Origin of the sequence: Mycobacterium sp. MAA66, from assembly GCF_041261665.1 — a bacterium.
Taxonomy (GTDB): Bacteria; Actinomycetota; Actinomycetes; order Mycobacteriales; family Mycobacteriaceae; genus Mycobacterium.
The window spans coordinates 227,607-250,166 of the sequence record NZ_JBGCCC010000007.1 but is presented as its reverse complement, the minus strand read 5'-3'; the positions used below and the strand labels follow the sequence as shown (position 1 = coordinate 250,166).

General features: G+C 63.7%; 16 protein-coding genes. 10 read left to right on the top strand and 6 right to left on the bottom strand.

The genetic code is table 11. The features are described from left to right. Nucleotides 1-667 precede the first annotated feature (667 nt). From ABIA30_RS20155 to ABIA30_RS20140, 4 genes are all read left to right on the top strand, one after another. The gene (locus ABIA30_RS20155) at nucleotides 668-1,195 is read left to right on the top strand and encodes a hypothetical protein (protein ID WP_370068585.1); all 528 of its coding nucleotides are present in this window, start codon (nucleotides 668-670) and stop codon (nucleotides 1,193-1,195) included. 229 nt (nucleotides 1,196-1,424) lie between these two features. Beyond that, nucleotides 1,425-1,700: a hypothetical protein gene (locus ABIA30_RS20150; RefSeq protein ID WP_370068584.1), complete on the top strand. Its 276-nt coding sequence runs from the start codon at nucleotides 1,425-1,427 to the stop codon at nucleotides 1,698-1,700. Next, nucleotides 1,697-3,223, top strand: coding sequence for a hypothetical protein (locus ABIA30_RS20145; RefSeq protein WP_370068582.1), 1,527 nt, complete (start codon nucleotides 1,697-1,699; stop codon nucleotides 3,221-3,223). Before ABIA30_RS20150 ends, ABIA30_RS20145 begins: the two co-directional genes overlap by 4 nt. A gap of 30 nt (nucleotides 3,224-3,253) precedes the next feature. After that, nucleotides 3,254-3,751 carry a hypothetical protein gene (locus ABIA30_RS20140; RefSeq protein ID WP_370068580.1) on the top strand — a complete coding sequence of 166 codons (498 nt, stop codon included), beginning with the start codon at nucleotides 3,254-3,256 and terminating at the stop codon, nucleotides 3,749-3,751. 560 nt (nucleotides 3,752-4,311) lie between these two features. Here ABIA30_RS20140 and ABIA30_RS20135 read toward each other — a convergent pair. After that, nucleotides 4,312-4,668, bottom strand: coding sequence for a hypothetical protein (locus tag ABIA30_RS20135; RefSeq protein WP_370068578.1), 357 nt, complete (start codon nucleotides 4,666-4,668; stop codon nucleotides 4,312-4,314). Between the two features lie 641 nt (nucleotides 4,669-5,309). On the opposite strand from ABIA30_RS20135, the gene ABIA30_RS20130 reads away from it, so the two are divergent. The 6 genes from ABIA30_RS20130 (at nucleotide 5,310) to ABIA30_RS20105 (ending at nucleotide 10,593) form a co-directional block, all read left to right on the top strand. Further along, on the top strand, nucleotides 5,310-6,740 hold the full coding sequence (locus ABIA30_RS20130; protein WP_370068576.1) for a sensor histidine kinase: 1,431 nt from the start codon (nucleotides 5,310-5,312) through the stop codon (nucleotides 6,738-6,740). Then, nucleotides 6,741-7,403: a response regulator gene (locus tag ABIA30_RS20125; RefSeq protein ID WP_370068574.1), complete on the top strand. Its 663-nt coding sequence runs from the start codon at nucleotides 6,741-6,743 to the stop codon at nucleotides 7,401-7,403. It abuts the gene before it with no gap. Between the two features lie 189 nt (nucleotides 7,404-7,592). Further along, complete coding sequence (locus tag ABIA30_RS20120; protein ID WP_370068572.1) at nucleotides 7,593-8,342, top strand: VC0807 family protein; 750 nt, start codon at nucleotides 7,593-7,595, stop codon at nucleotides 8,340-8,342. Between the two features lie 122 nt (nucleotides 8,343-8,464). Further along, nucleotides 8,465-8,956, top strand: coding sequence for an STAS/SEC14 domain-containing protein (locus ABIA30_RS20115; protein ID WP_370068570.1), 492 nt, complete (start codon nucleotides 8,465-8,467; stop codon nucleotides 8,954-8,956). Between the two features lie 314 nt (nucleotides 8,957-9,270). Continuing rightward, nucleotides 9,271-9,723 (top strand): acyl-CoA thioesterase, encoded by a 453-nt coding sequence (locus ABIA30_RS20110; protein ID WP_370068568.1) that lies wholly within the window; start codon nucleotides 9,271-9,273, stop codon nucleotides 9,721-9,723. A 153-nt stretch (nucleotides 9,724-9,876) separates the two neighbouring features. Continuing rightward, entirely contained in the window at nucleotides 9,877-10,593 is a 717-nt protein-coding gene (locus tag ABIA30_RS20105) for a class I SAM-dependent methyltransferase (RefSeq protein WP_370068566.1), read from the top strand. Here the strand turns inward: ABIA30_RS20105 and ABIA30_RS20100 are convergent. Genes ABIA30_RS20100 through ABIA30_RS20080 form a run of 5 tightly spaced genes read right to left on the bottom strand, consistent with a single transcriptional unit; the run spans nucleotide 10,559 to nucleotide 21,941 of the window. Then, the gene (locus tag ABIA30_RS20100; protein WP_370068564.1) at nucleotides 10,559-11,518 is read right to left on the bottom strand and encodes a prenyltransferase; all 960 of its coding nucleotides are present in this window, start codon (nucleotides 11,516-11,518) and stop codon (nucleotides 10,559-10,561) included. The two genes, ABIA30_RS20105 and ABIA30_RS20100, sit on opposite strands and share 35 nt — an antisense overlap. After that, nucleotides 11,515-12,969, bottom strand: coding sequence for a DUF92 domain-containing protein (locus ABIA30_RS20095; RefSeq protein WP_370068562.1), 1,455 nt, complete (start codon nucleotides 12,967-12,969; stop codon nucleotides 11,515-11,517). The genes ABIA30_RS20100 and ABIA30_RS20095 overlap by 4 nt, the downstream gene beginning before the upstream one ends. Beyond that, entirely contained in the window at nucleotides 12,966-13,964 is a 999-nt protein-coding gene (locus tag ABIA30_RS20090) for a UbiA family prenyltransferase (protein WP_370068560.1), read from the bottom strand. Before ABIA30_RS20090 ends, ABIA30_RS20095 begins: the two co-directional genes overlap by 4 nt. Continuing rightward, complete coding sequence (locus ABIA30_RS20085; protein WP_370068558.1) at nucleotides 13,948-14,727, bottom strand: hypothetical protein; 780 nt, start codon at nucleotides 14,725-14,727, stop codon at nucleotides 13,948-13,950. Before ABIA30_RS20085 ends, ABIA30_RS20090 begins: the two co-directional genes overlap by 17 nt. Next, complete coding sequence (locus ABIA30_RS20080; protein ID WP_370068556.1) at nucleotides 14,724-21,941, bottom strand: amino acid adenylation domain-containing protein; 7,218 nt, start codon at nucleotides 21,939-21,941, stop codon at nucleotides 14,724-14,726. Before ABIA30_RS20080 ends, ABIA30_RS20085 begins: the two co-directional genes overlap by 4 nt. Nucleotides 21,942-22,560: the final 619 nt, after the last annotated feature.

Genomic DNA, 22,560 nt, shown 5'->3' with positions numbered 1-22,560 from the left:
GCCTCCGGGCCGGCGATGTGTCCGAACGGATGGCCCGCGCAATCACCCTGGGCGCCATAGCCATCGATCCCGATCAAGGGATCCTTCTCGACCCTGCCGGCACTGCGTTCAGGCTGGTCACCTAACCCCGGCGCCGGAGCCGCCCAAAGCCCCATCCACAGGTCTTGACAATATCTCGTCAGAATCGCGGGACACCCAGTACCGATAATGCCCACATCTGTCAGCCACACTGGCGCCGGCACTGGTCTCGCGGGTAGACCTTGGACCGATGGGCGGCCCCCACAGTCCTCCATTGGCCGGCACGTAATTCAGATGACAAAGCAGCGGGCGAATGTCAGTCTCAAATGCTGTGGGCGCAGAACACGAACGTCCTGCTGGCGCCCGGCCATTGGTGCCCAGCGGGGTCGAGTTTCGGGAGCGGATTGAGCGCGCCCGGGCCGAGGCACGCCATCGCTATCGTGATTACCTCGCGGTGGTGTTCGACGAGGTTGGGGTGGCTCAATCGGTCGCGCTTGCCGATACGGCGTTGGATGCGCTGACCGTGTGGCGGTATGTCGACAGTGGTGAGGTGTGTCGATGTGCGTGTCATCCCCGGCTGCCGGACAGTGCATTGCACGACTACGGATTTGGTTGCGTGTGTAGGTGTTCGGCGCAGGATCGTCGACGCGTGTTTAGCACGTGGCGCCGTGGTATCGCGCAGTTCTGGCAGACGCCCGAGGGCCAACAGCTCAAGGCCGCGCAGCAGTCCGCGGAGGCGAAGCTTCAACGCTGGCTGGACACCGAACCAGCGGTAGTGGTGGCGACCCACGGAGGATGGGCATCGGAAGTCTGGCGTGGATTAGTCGACGGTCACTGCTTCTATTTCCGCGAGCGCGACGACATCTGGCACATTGAGATCGATCGGCAGCCTCGCGGGCATTTCGTGCCGACGCACACCGACACCGACGCGAGCGGCCACCCGACCGCCAAACAGCGCGAGATCGTCGACGGCGAGGTCATCGCCACGGGGAGCACCGAAGCCGCCGGCTACGGTGCTACGCCAGTGGAGCGGGCCCGGTTCATCGTCGACACGGTCCGAGTGCACCTGCTCCAGCGAGCCTGCACGCACCTCGGCGATGAATTGGCTGCGATGGAAGTCCGATGCCAACGACCGTTCGACTGGTGCCCGGTGTGTGGATACCGGTTACGGCAGTAGTACCCAACCGACAGACCGGTGGGTGGGACACGTCGTTAGTTCGCGCGTTGGCAAGGCGGTGTCATGAGCGCCAATAATGAGCTCGACCGGTTTGCCTACGCCATTTGTAACACCGGTGTGCGATAAACGGAGTCGACACCGGAATCGCCGTCAGGACGGTGCCGGGAATGCGCATACTCTAAATGACGGGTATCGGCGGGGGCCGGTGTGACGTTCTGGGGGGTGCGCATTGGCCGATCTGCACGTGAGCCCCGAGGGTCTGCGCACCACCGCTGGCGCACTCGCTGAGCACTCTGAGGCGTCCGCGCTCGGGATCGCGAGCGTCTCCGGCGCTGCCAGCCAGACCAGCATCAGCGCCGTGCACGGAATCGCATCGCATATGAGCGGCTGGCATCTCGACGAGTCCGGCTATCACGCGGCGCTGACCGAGGCCTTGACGTCGGCTTCTCATGGCTACGAGAGCACCGACGAGCAGGGCGGCCGGCGCATCGGCGGTGTGATGTGACCATCCCCTCGCGCAACGAATACCAGCAGTGGACCACAACACACTTCGACGCCCTGGCAACCCAGCTCCGCGCGCAGATCGACCGGTCGCGCAGATGGTCTTCGAACCATGTGGAGTCCATCCGGAACCCCGGCGGCACCGAGTGGACCGGCAGGGCCAACGACGCCGCGGTGGACATGGCCGATCACGCCGTGCGCGTCACCAACGCCCGCATCGGCACCGCCGAGGACCTGGTGAAGATCGCCGAGCGGGGACGGGACTCGGTGCACAGTGCAATGTCCAAGGTCAACGACGCCATCTCCACCGCCGAGGCGGAGGGCTTCGAGGTCGACTCCGACTGGTCGGTTACCCCCACTGGAACCTGGGATGCCCAGACGGTCAAAGCGGCCAACGAGCACGCCGACACCATCCAGTACCACATCAAGTCGCTGGCAGACACCGACAGTGCAATCCACCGCGAGTTGGTGACGAAGTCCGCCGAGTTGCAGGGACTGAAGCTGCCGCGACCGAAAGGGAAGAGCGCGGACTTTTTGGCCGGCAATAAGTTCAAGCAGGGCGGCGGGCCGGATGACCAGCCCAAACCCGATCCGGTGATCAACCTGCCGGCCACCAAGCCGGAGCGGGCCCCCAACCCCAATCACGACGACCTCGACGACACGATCGCCGGACACCACGACCTGAACATCGGCGGCGACGGCGCCGCCAGCACCAAGGACGGCACCCCCGAGCATCACCCGTTCCTCAACGGCAAGCTCAACCCGCTCGACGTGCCGCCGGGCACCCGTGCCATCCCCACCGGTACCGCCGACGGCCCTAACGGCAAGAAGTACGCGTTCTTCAGCTTCCCGCCGTACAACAACGCCGACGGCTCCCCCAACCTGGGCTACGTCACCCCGAACTCGGCGATCGTCGACATCACCGACCCCAACCACCCGGTGGTCATCGGGAAGGCGCCACTGGGTCAGGTCAGCGGGGCGTACGACCCGACGAGCAACAAGATGTACATCGTCGGCAACCCCGGCGATGGCAAAGGACCCGGCCGCGAGCTGTACTCAGTCCCGGTGGACACGAATAACCCGAACGGGTGGGCCGCCGCGATACCCGAGGGCGCCGCGGGCCCGCCGGGAGCGGCCCACTGGCACAACGAAGGATCCGTTCTGCAGGGCGGCCGGGAGAACCAGTTGATCCGACTCGGCGGCGGCGGGTTCATGTTGAGCGGAGCCGCCGACGGCGAACCTGTCCGCGCCACGACCGCCTCGACGCCGCAGGGGCTCGTCAACCAGCTCACCGGCGCGGACATCGTGCCCACCGTCGCGCCCAACAACGCACAGAACGGGGTGGTCGGTCCGTACGGCCCGACCATCGTGGACGACCACTGGGATCCGACCACGCGCACGGACACCATCACCATGCGGGTCAGCCAGTTCGGCGATCCCGCCCTGCTGCCACCGCCGGACTCGAACCTACAGTGGCCTTACGACCCGAGTTTGTTCACAACGACCTTCACAGTCACCCAGCCGTAGACACCATTACCGAGAGGAACGAGAAGAGCGATGCCGAACACCCGCTGGCTGTACCCCGTCACCGCCGCGCTCGTGCTCGTCGCCAGCCCCGGCTGCGCGTCGGCAGAACCCCCTGCCGGCGGTGTCCCCGACATCAACGGGTTCACAGACGTCACCGCCAACTTCACCACCCCGACCGGTCACGGTAGTCCCGGTTTCTCCTTCGCCACCCCGGACGGCGTGACCTGCGGCGGCAGCTCACAACAAGCCAGCTGCGACGGGCCGCTGCCCGGGCTCTCCGGTATCCCGCTCTCGCACCGGACCACCGGTCCCTGCGACGGGGGTTCGGCGATCGTGTCCGTAGGCGGGACGCAGATCGTGCATGCCAACGGTGCCTGCCCTGCACCAGGTGGGGCCCCGGTCCTCGGTGTCGGTCAGAAGGTGATGCAAGGCGCCATCACCTGTGGCGTCGCCGACGGCGGCATAACCGTATGCACGAACGGCCCCCACGGCTTCGTACTGCAGCCGTCGGGATCTTCCACCTTCTGATACCGCGCGAGGCTGCGCGCCTAAGCTGGCCGGCGATCCCAGCTCTCAAGAATCCATTTCCGTCAGCAAGTCGGCGCCGCCGCATCAGCAAGAGCCGAAGCCGCCAATAGCGCCGACCCGCTTTGAAGCGATGACCGTCGTTGAGATCAACCCCTACCACCGGACCGGTGGCGTGCACATCACCGCCAGCATTGCAGTCGTCGCGGCCGGCCTGCGGCAAGGCCGAAAACGACGATTGTGCGCCTACTCGAGTATTTGGGGTGCCCAGCACTGGCAACACCCCTACCTCAACGTCACCCGGCACCAGGCTGCGGCCACGGTGATCGGGCGCCGCGCTCAAGGCCTATCGGCCCGGCGTCGGACAGGTGTGACACCTCAGCGACCAGAGGATCGCCCGGTGAGAGCTACCGACCAGACCGGACCGAACAGCCCCACAGCGACCACTGGTAGCCGCCACGAGACACGGACCCGGGGAACCACATCCCGGCACCCCACCTCGACACGAACCCGGCAACCAGGCCGGGCAACCGTTACCCGGCACTGGCCAACAACGGCCAACTTCAGTTGTAACGGTGATGGGACGCTGCGCGTTTGCACCTGGTCGCGGGGACTGTCTCGCTAATCAGCGTTGTACAGACTTGGAGCATCTCGATCGCCGTCTTGGCGGTTGTCGATACCGCAGGCGTCAGCACGGTGCTCAGATAGCGATTGATCAAGTCATAGTTGGCCGGGCCATGGTTAATGAAGTCAACGACGACCGTCATGGCCACCGAGTGGATCGCGTCGCTCTCGTCATCCGTCGCCGTGTCACCGCTCGCGATTTCCTGCAGGCGCTCGGCGGAGACCAAGTGGCCTTGGCGGGCTACCTCTTCGGCAAGGTAGCGCGCAACCTTGTTGCTGAACGCTGGCTGAGTCACTCGGGCTCCAGTTGTGTTGCACCTGATCTTGATGTGGTCACCGTTCCCACCGATCGCCGGGTTTGCTCCGGTCGAGTCAACTGACATCCGAACCGTGTTACAACCTGAACATTTCGCGTTCCATTGCCGCAGATTCCACAAAATCCGGCAGCCGCGGGTAGTTATAACCGGAGTCTCGTGTCCTGCCTGATGGACGGAGAAGAACCACCCCGAGCGATCTCGCGACCACGTCGGCGACGTGGCGCGCGCGTCGGTGGCAGCGGTGTTGCGTCGCCGCAGCCGGATCGTCGTCAGGAAGTACCTGCGGGTCCTCTATTCGGGCAATCGGCTGAGAGCCTGCTGATACATCGAGCTGAGTGCGCTTCAAAGTCTGCGGGCCATTCATTGGATATTCCTTGTGTTATGTCTGGTGGGCTGGTTAGAACGTTAGGAATCGCGCGCGGCATTGCGCATCGTCTCGAATGCGGGTCTTGCACCTACTCCCAAGGTGGGATCCCTACTCCCAAGGTGGGATCCGCGCGGGGTGTCATTAACCGGTCGCCGTATCGAGCACGGTCGCGACAACAACGCATCGCACGATGTCTGAATGGCAAAGTTACCGTGGCCGCTGACCATTTCCAGAGTCTGTAGCAACATCACGGATGGATGAATTGCGTCGATTACCTTGCGTTTTAGCAATACAGTTCGACTGTGGCAACTGGAACTTGATGCGAATGCTGATCGCATGTGAAGTGCACGACCACCTGCATCACCAGTTAGCTGGCCTCAGCTCGGTGCACCACTCGGCCTACTACCTGGGTCTGACAACGACCACCATGCCTAAGCACGATGTGCCCACCAACATCGATCTCTACGATGGAAGCATGCTGGACGCTGTCTTGCATTATTTGCATCAGTGGGTTCGTCGCGCGGAGCATAAACTCCCCCTCGGCTACAACTGGCCATTCATTGTGACCGTCGATCTTTCGGTCCTGACCATCGGCGGTGTTGCGGTAGCGCAACGCCCGGTCAGCGACTGGCCGGTAGCCACCCTCGCGTTGGCGATTGCGTTCACGCCGGGCGCGTTGTTTGTCTTGTTCAGCGCGCCAATGTTTGACGGACCGTGGCTTTGGGCCGCCTGGACCAGTGCAACCGCACTGCTGCTTTTCGCTACATCCACCCCCATCTCCGGAGACTTCGCTCCGGTCCTGCTCACCCTGACCGTCGGCGTTGTTGGCGCTTTGACGACGCTTTACGGCGGTGTGCTCGCCACCATTTCGGCGCTCACTTTGCTCGTCTTGGCGTGGGCGTTCAATCGGCTTGAGACCCCGTTTCTCTACATCGCCTTTGTCGGCATCGGGTGGCTGGTCGGATACTTGATGCGGTGCCAGCGTCAGCTGCTTATCGAGCAGCGTCACACTCAAGCGCAGTTGGCTAACCACGCAGCTGCGGAGGAACGCCGGCGCGTGGCCCGCGAGGTGCACGACGTCGTCGCGCATTCGTTGAGCATCACTCTGCTCCACCTCACCGCGGCACGCCACCGACTTCAGTACGACCGAAACGACGATGCCGCGGTGACTGCCCTCGAGCAGGCCGAACAGCTCGGACGGCACGCGATGGCCGATATCCGCCAGACGGTCGGACTGCTGAGTGATGACGGTGCTCAACTCACGCCGGAACCGGGCGCTTGCGACATCCCCTGTTTGACTGAAGATTTCGCTCGGGCCGGGATGAACATCACTGTCGACGTTCGCGGCAACCTCGATCGTGTGACGGGAGCGACCGGCCTCGCGCTGTACCGGATCACCCAGGAATCGCTAGCCAACATCGTCAAACACGCGCCGAACGCGGCGGTGGAGATGACGCTTCTGGTCTCCGAAACTGATGTCACACTCGACATCGTCAATGCCAACCCACATGGTCTCACCGGGAATGCCACCACCGACGGTCGCGGACTCCGCGGCATGCGGCAGCGCGTCGAATTATTGGGCGGCGTGATAGTCGTCGGCCCATGTTCGAAGGGCTGGGCCGTCCAAGTGAGTATCCCTATTGGCGACCGCGACCAGCTCTTGCGGCGAGGGTGCAGCCTCTAGATGGACGCGAATAACGATGAGCGGTCGATCAACGCGCTGTTGGTCGATGATCAGCAGTTGGTCCGGTCCGGACTCTCGATGATCCTGTGCAAAATGCACGGCATCACCGTCGTTGGCGAGTGCTCCGACGGTGACGAAGTCGAAGGCGCGGTAGCTCGCGTTGACCCCGATATCGTGGTGATGGACTTGCGCATGAAGCGCATGGACGGAATCGAGGCGACCAAACGCCTTGTCGAACGCAACGGCCCACCGGTATTGATTCTGACAACGTTCAGTGACGACGAATTGCTCTCCGGCGCCCTCAGAGCGGGTGCAGCAGGCTTCGTCCTGAAGGAGTCACCGGCTGAAGAACTTATCCGCGCAGTGCGCGCGGTTGGCGGTGGTCACGGCTACCTCGATCCGGCCGTAACATCGCGCGTATTAACCACTTATCGTCGAGCTATACCACTGCAGGCCAATGTCGCCGACCTGACTACGCGCGAGCGTGACGTGATGGTTTGGATCGCGAAGGGCTGCACAAACAGCGAGATCGCGCACACCCTTTGTATCTCCGAGCCGACCGTCAAATCACATATCGGTCACATCTTTACCAAACTCGGCTTGCGCAATCGCTCGGCGGCGATCGTATTCGCCTACGAACAAGGGATTGTCAATCCGGTGTGAGGCCAGAATGGCGTCGAGGGTGGGCGCATCAGTTGTGATGCGGTGCTGCACATTCGGTCCTCAACAGGCACTTCTAGGAGTTCGCGATCACGGAAAAGCGTTGCCGCCTAGGGAACGGATCGGATGTGCGTGATCGCCGCGGCGCCGGCGTTCCATTCGGCGACTTGACGATCAGGAGGAACACGACCAATGTTGGCGCGGGTAAGCGCCCTTTGCGAGGATGCCTCAGATATGACAATTCGACATCAGCTGTTGCTGCACAACCGAACTCGACATCATTCGCGGCGGCCAGCGATTGATATGGTGTTCGACGTTGGGCTCCCGACGGCGTCCTTCTACCTCTTGCGCTGCGCACATGTACCGCAGCTTTCAGCGCTGTTGGTCGCGACGCTTGTCGCAGCCCTACGAGTCGCGTGGGTCGCGTGGCGATCACACCGGTTGACGTTGTTCGGCGTGCTCATGTTGTCGGTGTATGGCCTAGGCATACCGTTGAGCGTTGTCACCGGCGACGCCCGCCTGCTTCTCGCCAACAACTCTGTGAGTTCGGCGGTGGTGGGCATCGCCTTTCTCGGCAGCTTAGCGCGCGCTCGACCGCTCACCCTCGTCGCCTACCAACGTCTGCACCCCGAGCAGGCCGCCGCCGTCGCCACGGCATACACATCTGATCAGTTGGTGCGCAGTGTATTCCGTCGTTCCGCGTGGGCTTGGGGACTGGGGATGCTGTGCGCGGCAGCACTTCGACTGCCGCTGATCTACCTGCTGCCACTGGACATTGCCGTCGGCGCGGCGACGCTCCCGGGGTTCGCCACCATGGGGGCTCTGACGATCTGGTCGATCAGCCGGGTTCGATCACTGAGCATCGGCACCGAACCGGCGGTCGAAAAACTCGACATCGGCCCAGCCGCAACACCTTTTCCTGGCAACCGCAAGGTTATTTGACAATCAGACGCCGATCCGGCTGGCAACCGATATCTACTGGCGTAGCATTTAATACGGGTTGCGCAAGCGACACCAGCCGCTTGTGCCGACGTGCAGTGCCACGATCCGCGGAAGGGCTGACCATGCTCAAAGTTCTCTCTGACACCCCAAACAATGTTCAGTGCCTGGAGGCGCTCGGCACTGTGACAGCCGAAGACTACGCGCAGGTTTTTGCGCCGCTGGTCGCCCAGGCACGCAGCACAGGTCACCGAATGCGGTTGCTCTATCAGTTTGGCCCTGATTTCAAAAGTATTACACCAGGAGCACTTTGGGCTGATACGCGACTGGGCATCGACTACGTGCGTCAGCTAGACGGGTGCGCGATAGCGAGCGACATTGGCTGGATCAGGGCGCCGTCGCTGTCCATTGGCATGTGGATGCCCTGTCCCGTACAGATTTACACCTATGCTGAACGGGATGCGGCGGCTGCTTGGCTGACCTCGCTGCCCACCCTTGACGGCGCGTCGGCCGCCTCGATGGCAAAGGCCTACATCGGTGGTGTGACCGGGGCAGTATCGAGCCTCGCGAAACTTCTCATCACCGACAGGGTGAAGGGGCATCACGAAGCCGCGTGATCGGTGTGCACAGGATTCAAGGTCCGATGTGTGTCGACCGCTTAATTCGATGGGGATCACCGCCGCCATCCTCACGTCTCGGCGTCGAAGGCACGGGAGTTCGTCCAAGCGACAGCACAGATCTCATACCTGGATCGCGAACCGAGCCGGCGGCGCGAGACTGTTCGGCGTGCAACTGCAGGTCTTTGCATAGTTGGCAATCGGTCATACCGTGGCACGGGGGTTGATTGGCGCCAGATGTTGTCAAGCCGAGAATCGTGATGAGGGAAGCCAATCGGCGGGGCAAATCCGCGCGGAGAAGGTGTGGGATCACAGTGGAGAACAATTTCAGCGTACGTATCGGGGTCCGGGACTACGAAATCGACGCCAGCGGGCACGTTAGCGCTCTCGTCTATCAACAGTGGGCGCACTTCGCGAGCATGGCGTGCATCCGCCACGCCGGGACAAAGATCGAAGCGCTCGCGGAGCAGGGACTCGCGCCGATCGACCTGGAGGTCACCACCCGGTTTCACCGCGAACTGCGACTGGGCGACGAAGTCGATGTGGGTTGCATCTTCGAGTGGAGCTCGGGCCGGACGTACAGAATGACTCAGGAGATCAGAAAGCCCGACGGAACACTGGTGGCCGAGGTCAATACGCTCGGTGCGGTACTTGACCTCGCCAGGCGCCGGATGATCGCCAACCCGGCCGAACGTCTGCAATCCATTACGGACTGCCCTGAACGGCTGGGTCTTTCGACTGGGCAACTGGCGACACAAGACGCCTAACACCCTTTCTGCGCGGCGGCACATCGAGGTAACGGTGGTGATTCAGATGCGCAGCCAGCGCCGCGATGCACGCAGATTCGTCCTCCCTGCAACCGATCCCGCGGCCGCGCCACACTACGCCCGTGATGCCGGTGAAAAGCGAAGAGCCCGAACATGACCCAGTCAGACGGCGATTTCAATCGACGTCGTCGCGAGCTCTACGAGTCCACCGCCGGCCTGTACTCCGCGACATTTCACATCATCTGGCGTATCGGCTTTCCGCACGTCCACCGGTGGCTCACCGATTGCCTGCGCGGTCACCGGGTGATCCTCGATGCGGGCGCCGGTTCTGGGTACTGGTCCCGCCACATCGCCCGCGCGGAAGCTCGGCATCTGGTCGTGGCCATGGATTTCTCCCATGCGTACACGGTGCGCACCAAGGCATTCATCCCCCCGGAGCTCAGCGTGGCGGTCGTCCAGGGTGACGTCACCGCGGCGCCGTTTCCGAGCGGCACTTTCGATGCGATCTTGTGCAGCGGAGTCCTCGATACGATGCCCGATGCGGTGCCCGCGCTCGCCGAGCTTCGGCGACTGCTCTGCGACAACGGCAGGCTGCTGCTAATTCTTCGGAGCCGCGGGTCCCGCGCATCAACCGTCGTCGAGCGGATCTTCCGTTCGTCGATCTCGACGTTTCGATGGATAACCCGCAGAGAGCGGGGCGGTCTCGATCCTGCCCTGTGGAGCCGTACGGCGATCAGCCCACGTCTCGCTGAATTGGCCTGCCATTCCGGCCTTTCCATCGATGACGTGCACTATGGCCCGTTACTCACGCGGGCGTCGCTGCGCCCTCAACACCTCACCGATGGCCAGGGACCGGCGTCGCCGCCATGAGAATGAGGACGTTGACACACGTAAAGGTGAGAATCGAGCCGATGTGCAAGTATCTGCCGTCGGCCTTCTGGTAGTTGGCGCGGATCCGTCGAACGCAGCGTCCGGACAGCACGATCCAACCGACTAGGACGGTTGTTGCCACCGCAGCGGGAGTCACCGGCATCCTCGTTGCGATAACATGCCAAATCCACGGGATTAGCGACAACGTGAAAGCCCACCACGCCCACGACGACGATCGGCGCGCGCCGAACCGCACCGGCGTCGTGACCCGGCCGCCGATTCTGTCGTTGTCGATGTCGCGGATGTCTTGGCACAGCCCTTCGCCCAGACCCATGAACATGACGATGAAGACCAGATACGGTACGCCCGTTCGCCATCCGGCGAACTGAAGGCCACCAGCGCTGTAAACGTAGATCAATACCCACGTCAGCGGCCAGAACACCTGGGTCGCCAACGGCCTACCAGACAATCCGCCTGCAGTTTTGAAGTTGTAGGCCAGCACGAGCGGAAGCGCTACCAAGAACACGACCTGGTTCTGCCACGGCAGAAATACCGAGACCACACCGGCCCCGGCCACCATGGCCCAGCCGATGCCCAACAATTCGATCCGCGAGACCGTTCCTCGGACCAGTACCCGTCGCTGTCGGGAACGCTCAGTACTGGCTCGGTCTACCGCCACATCGGCGACATCGTTGAATAACGTTTGGCCGCCGTGAAATAGCAGTAGCGCCGCGGTCACCAGACCAACCTGGCGCCACGGCAGCGAATAACTGCCCATGACCGCCAGCATGGCCAGTGGAACGAGCACGTCGTACCACAGTCGTGTTGTGATCCGCAGCGATTGCACCAGTAGCGCCGCATGGTCCCACCACAGTCGCGTCCAGGGGACTTTTACGCCGGTCGAGGCGGAGGCTTGCACATTCATAGCGACACCAATCCGAACACTGCCAATGCAACGCCCATGCCGGTGGCATTGGCGCATGCGTTGACAACGTCATTGTCAATCCAGCGATATCCGTACGACAGTTCTGTGTGGCCGCCGCAGTGGCGCGTCTCTTCAAGGGCCGCATGACAGGTCGGGCACCGATAGCGGCCCTGCACGGTGGCGCCGAGGACCGAGTCCAACAGCGACCCGACCAGTCCTGCTGCGATGCCGACCACGATCAGGCTCGGCTTGCTGATCAGCGCCCCGGTGATACCGATGGCCAGGCCGCCGAACCACGTCGCCGCAAGACCCAGCGCCGACACGGCACCCGATGTGCCGCCGGGCACGCGGCGTCGGGTGCGCAACGAGATCGGGGGGCGTGACGAGAAGCGGCCGATCTCCGACGCCCACGAGTCGGCCGTCGAAGCTGCGATCCCACCGATATAGGCGAACATCCAGATTTGGTCACCTGTCACCGCGTAGCCAATCACTGGAATCATCACGGGGATAACACCGTTGACGACGACCTGGCTCAGGCCCCGCTGGTGGCTACCCTCGCGGTGCTCACGCCGGTAGGCCGTGATGATGCTGGTCAAGACAAAGAAAGTGGCAACGGGCGCGATCCAGGTCCAACCGCCAAGGCCGATGGTCACGGCGGTCACCAGCGCCGCACCGATAGCCCCGGGGCCGTCGAGCCAACGCAGTCTGAACATCACCGGTGCAGCCGCAACGGCCAACGTCGCCGCCAGCAACCACCGCTGCGCTTCGCCGGGCGCCAGATGCCGACTCAGATGCAGCAGCAGTGCCACCCACGGCGTGATGACGAGGTTGTCCGCCGCCGACACAACGAGCAACTCGATGCACGCGGTGGTCAGCGCAATGAAGACCGAAATAGCAACGGATTCAGCGATATTCAAAGACATGCCGACCCGCGTGAACGCCAACGAGATGAAGAACGCGACGACCGCGAAGGCCGCCGATCCCTCCAACGATCGTACCGACTGACCTACCCTGACCCGGTGACGGCCAAAGCGATGTCCGAACAACGCAGCGGAGGCGTCCGCTAGCCCCAGCACCAAGACACCTGCGGAGATCGCAACTCGGTCCGGCCAGAACGCCACCGCGGCCACCAGAACACCGACCGCGAAGGCAACAAGGCCGTAATCGCTTATCCTGTTGCCTTCCAGGATGTCGGGAAGTAGTCCACGTTCAACAGCGACGACGAGGGCAACGGCCGTAAGGCTCAAAATCCCGACAGCCACCGAGAGGTTGACCAGATGGTAGGTTGCGACCGCGACGAAGACTCCACAGAGTGCGTGCGGAATCTTGCGGGCGGCGAGTCGCCCGGCGCCGGCGCGGATCAGGAGCCGGCCGACCGCCATCAGGGCGAGCGCAACAAGCACAACGGCGCCGCCACCGAAGATGATGTCGTGCCACACCGGCGAGATCACGACAAGTAGCCCAACAGGAGTGCAGCACTGACGACCGTGAACGTCAACGCCGAGCCTCGATGTAGCCGCCTGGCAGTTGCCTTGACAAACTTCAGACGAAATCGCCTGGCACTGAACAGGGTAATGACAGTCCATCCAATCAGGACGACGGCACCGGCAAGCAACCACGGAAGGGCGATCCCAGGCGGGGCGCCTGCGACAAACCACCACCAGCACGCCGTGGCACACGCGTATGCGGCGCACGCCGCCGCGGTGGCGGCCGCTGCGCCGTACCGCACAGACGTGGTGGTCTTGCCCCCTTTGGCGTCGTTGTCGCAGTCGCGGACATCCTTTACCAGCATTTCCCCGATACCGAGGTAGACCACCACATACAGCAGGAATGGAACCGCGTGCGCCGGTGGCGGCGTTCCCACGGCCACGACGATCCACGCGAGGATTCCGGACAGGCCGGTCACACCAGCGATTTGCCCGATGATGGGGCGGCCCTGGGTTCGGATGGGCGGAAGCTCATGCTGAGCGATGAGCGCGACCAGGATCACGGCGACCACTGTCAGTTGCCACCGAACGAGCGCCGTGAGACCCAGCCCGATCGCCGCGCACAGGATGGCTTCAACCAGCGCGGCCCGCGGCGCGATGACACCTACGGCGATAGGGCGGGTGCGGCGAACACATTCTTGCGACAGTCGGTCGGTGTCACGGTCTTTCACGTCGTTGAGCACTGTCGCAGCGATGTGAAGCAGGTTCATCGCCGCCACAGTGGGCAGGGCGATGCGCCACGGGATTCGGCCGTCGGTGAGCACCGCGATCACGGTGAGCGGCATCAGGGTGTCCAGCCATAGTCGAGTGGTCGGCCGTACCATGCGAACGTGCGCAAGCACCATTCTCCACGCCGTCGGTCCGTGCAGGCCCCAGCCCGAGTACCAGCGTTCGATCCCCGATCCGAGGCAGACGTCGGTGGCGGCGGCGACGTCAATTCGGCTATCGCGCAGGCTCATAGGGAACACCCCCCGCTTGTGGATCGTGGCCCACGGTGGAGTACGACTCGCGGCGTACCACCGATTTATTCTCGCCCGCGGCCCGGTGGAGCCGGAGCCCGACACACACCAACCAAGGGATCGCTGTCACAAGACCGATTCCGGACCCGACGTCCATCAATGGCTCCAGGGAGAATGACCAACCAACGACGAGTACCTCGTTGGCCGCCGCGAATACGATGCCGAGGCCGGCTACCAACACCGACAGCTGCCGGTTGACGATCATGGCGATGTTGACCGCTAGCAGCCACGCGCCAACAGCGCCGAACGCGTACCAGCCGTAGTAGTCCAAGGTCAGCCGGGTAGCGCCGATGGCGGCACGGGTGGAAGCGTCGCCGTGTACCCAAGCATCGGCCCGAAGCTTGTGCAGTACAGCACCTTTGAGGGAATCCACGCTCAGGATCAGGTATCCGAAGAGGGCCAGGACCGAGGTGTACTGGATCCAGCCTTCCCGCCAGTCTCGTCGGCTGAAGTACGATACCGACAAAACCACGGCGACTCCGACAAATCCCAAAACCCCCATCTGCCAGTCAAGTGCGACAGCCGCCCCGGGATGTTTCGCCAGCGCCGGATAGTAGCGGGCCGGGTCACCGGGTCCAACCACCTTCAAGTCGGTTGGCAGGAACAGATACGTCAGCGCTATCGCCAGATATAAAGCGGCCATGAAGAATGCGAACATCGCACCCAGCCGGAGCAGACCATGGCGAGCCATCGAACGAGTCATGCCAGCCTCCTTGACGTATGAGCCGAACGGCGGGGGTCGAGGAATCCACTGTTCTCGAACGCCTGGAAGTACACACCCAGTAATTGGTCGGCCACTGGCGGACAACGAAGGCCTGACGGCAACAGCGCCCGGCTGGTGGCTTCGCAATCGTGCGAGGCGGTGGTCATGGTCGCACTACTTGTCCAGCGCAAATGAGCAGCCAACGGGTGCAACGCATTACCGTGGCCTCCCGCGCTGCCGAGTAGGTGTTGTTGCCACACGGCGAACGGCACGGTTGACATGGCGTACCCGCGTGCGCGGATCCAGTCGAGGAATTGTTCATAGCCGATCGGGCTGGGGTTATTCAGGTGATACACGCGTCCCGCCGCGGCAGGTTCAGCGGCTAGCTGAACCAGCGCGCGGGCCACGTAGTCGACCGGTGCCACATCGACAACCCCGTCGAGGCTCGGCGCCTCGCCAAGTTCGCTGCAGCCCTTGATCATCCGCTCGAAGTACGAATCGGCATTGAATACGCCCGTTCGGCTATGGCCGGAGATCAGCGGGGGGCGATAGATCGTGATCGGCAGGCCGCGGTCGGTTGCCTCTGCCATGACTCGTTCGCCCGTCCATTTAGCCTGTGCGTACCCGCCGAGTAGATTCTGGCCATGGTCGAGGGCTGCGTGGTTCTCACCTCTGGCGGTTCCGTCGAACGGGAAAACCGCGAGGCTTGAGATGTAGTGCACCGGCTTGATCCCATGGCGGGTGGAAAGGCGCAGTACTTCGACCGCTCCCCCGACGACTGTTGATTCGAGCGCGTTGTACGACTTCACCCAGCTGACGGGAGCGGCGCAGTGGTAGATCGCGTCCAGTGAGTCAGCGAGTTCGTCGAACTTGTTCTGCGACAGACCGAGTCGTGGACGCGACACGTCGCCGGGTAGCGCTGTGATCATGTGTTCGGTGCCCGGCCAAGTTATCCCGTGCCTGTCCGCGGTGCGCTGCAGGCGTTGCCAGGCATGCGCCGGGTCATCGGCGCGAACTAAGCAGACGACCTGCTGGCCCGCCGCGAGCAGCTCTCGGAGCAGGAAGCCGCCGAGAAACCCCGTTGCGCCAGTCAGAAGAACCCGCTTGCCGGGGGAAGTGTTGTGGCCGCGCGGCGACCCACGTTGTATCGACGCCTCCAGGCCCGCCCTGTCCCGCAATACGGTGACGTTGACTGAGCTGCCGGGTTGGTCCAGGCTGCGGCTGAGTGTTTCCTCGGGTGTCGTGGCCGTCCCTGCCGACGCCAGTTCCGGGTCGTCGTCGGACGGGACCGTCGGTCCGCCGACCAGGGCGTGCAGAAAGACGTGGCTATCGTTGAGGCCGAACACTTTTCGCAGATTTGTATAATCCATGTCACCGATCTGGCACAGCCCCAAGCCACACGTCGGCGCCGCCAGTTCGAGAAGTTGAGTCATCAGACCGGCCTCGATGGTGGCGAAATGCACTGCGCGGTCGCCGTAGAGCGGCCCGATGGCGTCGAGCTGCGCGATCAAGTAGATTTCGAATGCACACTGTTTGGCCGCGTCCCGGTTCCACCACCAATGCCGATCCGGGGTGAACACGTCGAGTTCGGGGCTGACCAGCGCCAAGGTGTGGTCCACCGGCTGGTAGTAGTACACGCCGCCGGCGAGATGCTCGACGCGATGATCCTTGACGTGCAGATACGTTTGCACGGAATATGTCCCGCCACCGGAGCCGTAGTGATGTCTGCGCCCAGGTCCTGCTGGGTCCAGGTTGCGCAGCGGCGCGAGCAGCGCACCCAACGTGGTCGCCGTCATCTCGTGTTGACCGAAGGCGCGGACGCTGCGTCGCGCTACGAGTTCGCCGGGCCCGGCATCCGGGTGCCCGAGCTGCGCGCGGGGCGCGGAGTGCAGGTCGCGGCGTAGGCCGTGTTGCTCGTCGCGAAACCGTCGCCTAGCTGCGGGGTCTTTGACGATCGTGTATCTCGGTGATCCGTTGGAGTCCCCATGCACGACGGGACGGTCGCCGGGAGCAACGTCACCGGGCGAGGGCGGCTCCGCCAGCTGGGCCAGCGCGGTGATCGTCGAGGCGGTGAACATCGTCTCGACGTCGGGCCGAACCCCGAATTGGTCTTCGAGCGCGTTGGCGATGCGTACCATCTCCAGCGATCCGACGCCGAGATCCTCCAAGGGGCCGTCGAGCGGAACCGTGCCACAACCCACCACTGACCCCACGATCGAGGCTACGGCCGCGGTGGTGTCTGGATCGAGAGTTCGCGCCGGCGGTTGGGTGATGCTCGCACCCGCCGTTGCCAGCGCGCGTCGATCGACCTTGCCACTTCTGGTTAACGGAAGTTGGTCGATGAATCGGATGTGGCCGGGCCGCATGTGCGGTGGAAGCTGGGCGCTGAGATACGTGCCCAGTTCACCGGCCGGCTCGGCGTTCGGCTCGATGGGGATGACGTGGGCGACGAGCCGGCGCCGGCCATGGCCGTCGGGGTCAAACGTGACAATGCCTGACCGCACCTGAGGGTGTTGGCCAATGATGGCCTCGATCTCGCAGAGCTCTACTCTGCGCCCGTCAATCTGCACTTGGCCATCGCGGCGGCCCAGGAACTCCAGTGTGCCGTCAGGCAGCCAGCGCCCGAAATCGCCAGTACGGCAGATTCTTTCGCCATTTTGCGGCCGGAGCACGAATTTCGCTGCGGTGAGGGCGGGGTCGTTGAGGTAGCCCGAGGACGTGCCGGCGCCGCCACTGCATAGTTCGCCAGGCACCCAGTCTGGACGGTCGCGAAGACTGTCGTCTACGACGTAGTAGTGGGTGTTGGCGATCGGCCTACCGTAGGGGATGCTCACGCAGTCCTCGGGCACGTCACCGATCGGGTGGCGGATATTCCAGAGTGTGGTTTCGGTGGGGCCGCCCACACTGACTATGGCGGCCTCTTTTGCGCGGCGACGTATCCGGTCCGGAAGATCGGTCGGTATCCAGTCCCCACCGAGGATTATCAGGCGCAACGTTTCCGGCAACGGGCGATCCGCGGATTCCGCCTGCTCAACCATCATCAGCATGCTGGCCGGCACCGAATTCCAGATGGTGACCTGGTGTCGGGTCATCTGTTCCATCCACACCATGGGATCGCGACGGTGCTTGGGCTCGATGATGACTACGGCTCCGCCGACCGCCAGTGGGCCGAAGATGTCGTATGCCGACATGTCGTGGTGCAGGTCAGTGACTGCGAGGACGCGATCGGCAGCACCGACGCCGAACTCGGAATTGGTGTCCAGAATCGCATTGACCATCCCGCGGTGGTGCACCTGAACGCCCTTTGGCGCTCCGGTCGTCCCGGACGTGTATAGAACACAGCACAAATCGTCGATCGATAGGGTGGGTGACAGTACCGGCGCGGGTAGCGCCGCGAGTTCGAAGGCATCAACTGCGACGGACCGGACCTGCGGGGGCCACGCCACCCTGGCTTGCAATCGCATCTGGGTCAGCGCCACCGTGGCGCCGCACTCATCGAGTAGGGCAGCGAGCCGAGCTGTCGGCAGCTCCGGAGACAGGGGTACATAGGCGGCGCCGCACAGCAACGTCGCGAGCACGGCAATGTACTGCTCCCAGCCTTTCTCGGTCACGATCGCCACGAGATCACCAGAGCGGGTTCCTTGCGCTTGCAGCCACGACGCGAGCCCTGACGCCATGTCGTGGACGTCTCGGTAGGTCAGCGAGCATGCCGGTCCGATCAGCGCCACTCGGTCTGGATCGCGCCGGCACTGTCGGAGGAACAGTTCCTCCAGCCGATACTGAGGGAAGGAACGGGTAGTGGCATTGACCGTCCGCCGAACATTGAATTGTGTGGCGGGCAAGAGGCCGAGCGGCTCAGTCTGCCCCCACGACGACTCATCGATCGATAACCGCTCAAGCAGGCGCTCATACGCGGCGAACATCTCGTCAATCACATTGGGCGCGAACATGTCATCGATTGCGTCCCAGTGAAATGCCAAGCCGCCGTCGCGTAGAAACGATTGGTTGTCCAAGTGAACCTGTGGCGTCTGCGTCACTGCGCAGATCGGCTCCCCGAGCCAGTCGAACACCGACAGGTCCTGGAGCACGGGGGTAAACACCACCGGCGCCTTCGCCTCGGCGGCCGACAAGTCTTTACGGCGACCGAACTCGCGGAGCGCCCGGACTCCGCCGATTTCGCGGTGGTCGAGGTCATCGAGGAGCTGGCCACTCAGGCGCTGTGCGCGTTGGGCAAACGAACCGGCTGGACACCAGTCGATCCCGGTCGGGAGGAAGTCCGAGAACGGACCGATCAGCGCGTCGCCACCGACGCCAGTGGGGCCGTGTCGCATCGTGACGCTTACCGTGAAGCGGGGATCCTCGGCCCAGGTGGCGAGCACCTCCGCGTACGCGGCCAACAACGCTGCGGTCGGCGTCAGCCCGGCGTCGGCAGCTAGGCGGCAAAATGATTCCCATTTGTCGCGGCTCAGCGATCCGGTGTGGCGCACGAATTGTGCGGGCAGCGCGTCACTCTCGCGGTCGCTGCGCCGGCCCGCCGGCGACATGGGTAGACGCGGTGCGTAGGGAAGCGACACCGCTTGGTCACGCCAATAGGACAGCGACCGGCGATAGGCCGACGACTCGTGTGAAGCCGCCCGCGTCTCGATGGGTAGTCGGTAGCCGGCATCGGGCAGCAGCTCGGCGGTGTCGTCGCGGTAGAGCTTGCCCCATTGGCCAATCAGCGCCAGCAATGAAGCCGCGTCCACGGTCAATAGGTCGACGCTCAGCTGCAGGCGGTATCGGCCTGCCGGCAGGTGGAAGACGCGTATCTCAAACGGGGGCCAGGCATCGAGCGGAAAGACCTGGTGCGACAACTGGATTCGGGACGCTTCCAGCACCGCTGTGATGCCATTCTCGTCCTCGCCACGCAGGTCGTTGACGGTCAGATCCCATGCCGGACAGTGGCTTTCAATTCGTTGCGTGCCGTTTGCCGACACCACCACGCGAAGTGCGTCATAGTGGCCGATCAGTCGGCGCCACGCCGACTGCATACGCTCGGTATCCAGTCCTGGCCGCTCGAATTCGAGGCAGACATGCGATCCCACATTGCCCAGATCGAAGTCGCCACCGCGCCCGGCACAGTAGGCCCGCTGCAGATCGGTCAGAGCGAAGTCGACGCCGGCTGTCGTTGGGGCCGGCGGCGCGGCTGACTGAGCGTCGGCACTCTTCAAGTGCCGCTCGTGCAGACTCTGTGCCAACTCCTTGACACTGCAATCACTTAACAGTTCACGCAGCGACATCTCGATCCCCAGGCGTGCCACGAGCGTTTCCTTGATCTCAAGGGCTCGCAGCGAATCGAGCCCGAGTTGATTGAGGGGTACGTCGAGGTCGAGCCGGTCAGGGCGCAGCGCGACGGCGTTGGCCACCAGTTCTGTGACGAGGTCCGGTATTGGTTGCGGCGAACGGGCGGCGTCGGGTTCGGCAGTGACCATCGTGGGCACGGTGCCAGGCCGGTTCCCCGCGTCTGTGGCCTCTGGGGACCAGATCACTGCCAGCTCGCCGTCGAGATACATTTGCCGACAGCGGCTGTGCTGCACTTTGCCGCTGGATGTCTTCGGAATTGTCCGCGCCTGGACGAGTACGAGGTGCACGGCGTGCCCGCATTTCTCGGCAACGCCGCGGCGCACCACATCTGCTAGCTCGTCGGCTGCGGTTGCGTCGCTGATCTCGTTGACCAGCACGATCACTGGGTCGTCGGGTTCCCCCACGGTAAACGCTGCGCCGCATCCGGCGCGCACTCGCGGATCTGCTGCTTGGGCGGTCCATTCAATGTCGTGGGGGTAGAGATTACGACCGCGGACGATCAGGACGTCCTTGAGCCGGCCTGTTACGTACAGCTGACCGTCGCGGAGGAAACCGAGATCCCCGGTGCGCAGAAACGGGCCGGCGTCACCTTCGAGGTGGGCCTCAAAGATTTCTCGGGTTTCATCTCGGCGTCCCCAGTAGCCACGCGCGACATTGGGCCCATTGACCCAGATTTCGCCGACGTGGCCCGCGGCGCGTTCGGTTCCCGTGTCGGGGTCGACGATCGCGACACGCTCGCCGGGCCGGGCTGTGCCGCACGCGACGAGTGAGACCGTGTCCGCTCCGCTCGCCCCGCACGGCGCGGCGACACCGAGCTGCAACTTGGACTCGCGCACCACCAATTCCTGCGGCACGGTACGCGCCTCAGCGCCAGTGACCATGAGCGTGGCCTCGGCGAGCCCGTAGCATGGATAGAACGATTCGCGCTGAAATCCGCATGGCGCGAAGGCCTCGGCGAAGCGGGTCAATCCGGCGGCCCGGATGGGTTCGGCCGTGACGCACGCCATCTGCCAGGCGCGCAGGTCGAGCTCGTCGCGCTGGTCGGCAGTCACTTTTCGGGCAGCGAGCTCATAGCCGAACGGTGGAGAGCCAGACGCGAATGCGTGGTAGTTCGAGATCGCCCTGAGCCAGACCAGAGGCTTGGCCAAAAAGTCCAGTGGCGACATCAGTACGCAGTCACCACCGTTGTAAAGGGTCTGGAACAGGCTGCCGATCAGGCCCATGTCATGGAACGCGGGCAGCCAACTGACGATGGTCGGTCCGGTCGGCAATCGCATTGCCGCCTTGAGCCAAGCCAGATTTGACAGCAGATTGGCATGGGTGACCATGACGCCGCGAGGCATCCGCGTGGAGCCGGACGTGTACTGGAGCATGGCCACGTGATCTGCCCGGGTCGACGGTCGACGCCACTTCGCGGCCCCAGCCTCCAGCCCCTCGTCGATGGAAGCCACCAACCAGTCGGTGCCCTCAGCGGCCGCGCGTACCAGGGCGTCGAGCGCCGCATCGACCAGCACGCAGCAAGGTTGGGAGTCGCGCACCACCGTGAACAACCGGGCGGAGGTGGCGCCGTCAAAGGGTGGGGCAACCGGGACCGCTATGACCCCGGCATATACGCAGCCAAAAAACGCGACCAGGAACTCCACGCCTGGTGGATACACCAAGACCGCGCGGTCCCCGGGCGCCGCGAACGCCACCAAACGACTCGCGAACCCGCGGGCCCGCAGATCCAGCTGTGCATAGGTCAGCTGGCTCTGCTCGTCCTCACCATTGGCAAGGAATCGAAGACAGGTTTTGTTGCCGAGCTGGCCGGCGCGCGTCTCCATCAGGTCGAGAAGCGTCGCTGATCGAGATGCCTCAGTGCCTACGGACATTCACCTGTCCCCTTTTCCCCTCGTACACCAGGCCAGCTCCCGACGCACTTCGTACAGGTCGTTGCAGGCACTCAGCGCGCGGCCAGCCGAGGACGCGCGAACAACCGGCCAAGGCGTGCCGTACATCTGCTGCACCGCACGTGCCGGGCCCCACGGGCTGTCCTGCGTCTACAACGGATGCTTCTTACCGGCGAACCGTCTGTCAACAACACCGGCGCCGACGCCTGTCTGCTGGTGGCTAACCATCCTGTGCAGCAGGCTCATTCACCACGCCAAACGCGGGTTTTCATCGCGGTGCCCTCGGTAGAGCGCATAGTCCCTGCCGATTCGCCGGCACTTCGCACAACTGCTGAGAACTCACACTTGCACGCGGTGGCCCGGGGCGTATCTCGTCATCTGGTCGCCAGCGCCCGCGCCGAAGCGGGACCGGCTATCGCGATGTCGCGTTGCCCGGTGCGTCCGAGGGTGGTCACATCGCGACCCAATTTCCTTCGGCGCCAGCGTGATCGGGGCACTCCGGCACCACTGTGCCGGAGTGCGTGGGGCGTCTTGTGGGCGAGTGGGCAGGCGCTCTGGTGTGACACTATCGACAAACCGATGACCAGACTTATTCTGGCAC